The organism is Citrobacter braakii, assembly GCF_002075345.1.
GTDB classification, from domain to species: domain Bacteria; phylum Pseudomonadota; class Gammaproteobacteria; order Enterobacterales; family Enterobacteriaceae; genus Citrobacter; species Citrobacter braakii.
Map to the genome: position 1 here is coordinate 1 of NZ_NAEW01000055.1, position 3149 is coordinate 3149.

General features: G+C 52.4%; 2 rRNA genes. Both read right to left on the reverse strand.

Annotated elements, in window-relative coordinates:
* Positions 1-2 precede the first annotated feature (2 nt).
* Positions 3-118 (reverse strand): 5S ribosomal RNA (rrf, locus tag BZK42_RS27640).
* A gap of 96 nt (positions 119-214) precedes the next feature.
* Positions 215-3121: ribosomal RNA gene (locus BZK42_RS27645) — 23S ribosomal RNA — on the reverse strand.
* Positions 3122-3149 lie beyond the last annotated feature (28 nt).

The following is a 3149-nucleotide window of genomic DNA, read 5'->3' on the forward strand; positions in this document are numbered from 1 at the left end:
ATGCCTGGCAGTTCCCTACTCTCGCATGGGGAGACCCCACACTACCATCGGCGCTACGGCGTTTCACTTCTGAGTTCGGCATGGGGTCAGGTGGGACCACCGCGCTACAGCCGCCAGGCAAATTCTGTTTATCAACACACTTTTCGCATGTCGATGTCATCTGTAATCAAGCTGAATTTCGATGTCTCTTTCGCCAAAACATCTTCGGCGTTGTAAGGTTAAGCCTCACGGTTCATTAGTATCGGTTAGCTCAACGTATCGCTACGCTTACACACCCGACCTATCAACGTCGTCGTCTTCAACGTTCCTTCAGGACCCTTAAAGGGTCAGGGAGAACTCATCTCGGGGCAAGTTTCGTGCTTAGATGCTTTCAGCACTTATCTCTTCCGCATTTAGCTACCGGGCAATGCCATTGGCATGACAACCCGAACACCAGTGATGCGTCCACTCCGGTCCTCTCGTACTAGGAGCAGCCCCCCTCAATTCTCCAGCGCCCACGGCAGATAGGGACCGAACTGTCTCACGACGTTCTAAACCCAGCTCGCGTACCACTTTAAATGGCGAACAGCCATACCCTTGGGACCTACTTCAGCCCCAGGATGTGATGAGCCGACATCGAGGTGCCAAACACCGCCGTCGATATGAACTCTTGGGCGGTATCAGCCTGTTATCCCCGGAGTACCTTTTATCCGTTGAGCGATGGCCCTTCCATTCAGAACCACCGGATCACTAAGACCTGCTTTCGCACCTGCTCGAGCCGTCACTCTCGCAGTCAAGCTAGCTTATGCCTTTGCACTAACCTCCTGATGTCCGACCAGGATTAGCTAACCTTCGTGCTCCTCCGTTACTCTTTAGGAGGAGACCGCCCCAGTCAAACTACCCACCAGACACTGTCCGCAACCCGGATCACGGGTCTACGTTAGAACACCAGCCATTAAAGGGTGGTATTTCAAGGTTGGCTCCATGCAGACTGGCGTCCACACTTCAAAGCCTCCCACCTATCCTACACATCAAGGACCAGTGTTCAGTGTCAAGCTATAGTAAAGGTTCACGGGGTCTTTCCGTCTTGCCGCGGGTACACTGCATCTTCACAGCGAGTTCAATTTCACTGAGTCTCGGGTGGAGACAGCCTGGCCATCATTACGCCATTCGTGCAGGTCGGAACTTACCCGACAAGGAATTTCGCTACCTTAGGACCGTTATAGTTACGGCCGCCGTTTACCGGGGCTTCGATCAAGAGCTTCTCCTTACGGATAACCCCATCAATTAACCTTCCGGCACCGGGCAGGCGTCACACCGTATACGTCCACTTTCGTGTTTGCACAGTGCTGTGTTTTTAATAAACAGTTGCAGCCAGCTGGTATCTTCGACTGATTTCAGCTCCATGAGTAAATCACTTCACCTACATATCAGCGTGCCTTCTCCCGAAGTTACGGCACCATTTTGCCTAGTTCCTTCACCCGAGTTCTCTCAAGCGCCTTGGTATTCTCTACCTGACCACCTGTGTCGGTTTGGGGTACGATTTCGTGTTACCTGATGCTTAGAGGCTTTTCCTGGAAGCAGGGCATTTGTTACTTCAGCACCGTAGTGCCTCGTCATCACACCTCAGCGTTAACAAGACTCCGGATTTACCTGGAATCTCCGCCTACATGCTTAAACCGGGACAACCGTCGCCCGGCTAACATAGCCTTCTCCGTCCCCCCCTCGCAGTAACACCAAGTACAGGAATATTAACCTGTTTCCCATCGACTACGCCTTTCGGCCTCGCCTTAGGGGTCGACTCACCCTGCCCCGATTAACGTTGGACAGGAACCCTTGGTCTTCCGGCGTGCGGGTTTTTCACCCGCATTATCGTTACTTATGTCAGCATTCGCACTTCTGATACCTCCAGCATGCCTCACAGCACACCTTCAACGGCTTACAGAACGCTCCCCTACCCAACAACACATAGTGTCGCTGCCGCAGCTTCGGTGCATGGTTTAGCCCCGTTACATCTTCCGCGCAGGCCGACTCGACCAGTGAGCTATTACGCTTTCTTTAAATGATGGCTGCTTCTAAGCCAACATCCTGGCTGTCTGTGCCTTCCCACATCGTTTCCCACTTAACCATGACTTTGGGACCTTAGCTGGCGGTCTGGGTTGTTTCCCTCTTCACGACGGACGTTAGCACCCGCCGTGTGTCTCCCGTGATAACATTCTTCGGTATTCGCAGTTTGCATCGGGTTGGTAAGTCGGGATGACCCCCTAGCCGAAACAGTGCTCTACCCCCGAAGATGAGTTCACGAGGCGCTACCTAAATAGCTTTCGGGGAGAACCAGCTATCTCCCGGTTTGATTGGCCTTTCACCCCCAGCCACAAGTCATCCGCTAATTTTTCAACATTAGTCGGTTCGGTCCTCCAGTTAGTGTTACCCAACCTTCAACCTGCCCATGGCTAGATCACCGGGTTTCGGGTCTATACCCTGCAACTTAACGCCCAGTTAAGACTCGGTTTCCCTTCGGCTCCCCTATTCGGTTAACCTTGCTACAGAATATAAGTCGCTGACCCATTATACAAAAGGTACGCAGTCACCCCATAAAGAGGCTCCCACTGCTTGTACGTACACGGTTTCAGGTTCTTTTTCACTCCCCTCGCCGGGGTTCTTTTCGCCTTTCCCTCACGGTACTGGTTCACTATCGGTCAGTCAGGAGTATTTAGCCTTGGAGGATGGTCCCCCCATATTCAGACAGGATACCACGTGTCCCGCCCTACTCTTCGAGTTCACAACACATGCACTTTTGTGTACGGGACTATCACCCTGTACCGTCGGACTTTCCAGACCGTTCCACTACCACACATGCTGATTCAGACTCTGGGCTGCTCCCCGTTCGCTCGCCGCTACTGGGGGAATCTCGGTTGATTTCTTTTCCTCGGGGTACTTAGATGTTTCAGTTCCCCCGGTTCGCTTCATTACGCTATGTATTCACGCAATGATAGTGTGACGAATCACACTGGGTTTCCCCATTCGGAAATCGCCGGTTATAACGGTTCATATCACCTTACCGACGCTTATCGCAGATTAGCACGTCCTTCATCGCCTCTGACTGCCAGGGCATCCACCGTGTACGCTTAGTCGCTTAACCTCACAACCCGAAGATGTTTCGTAAAACA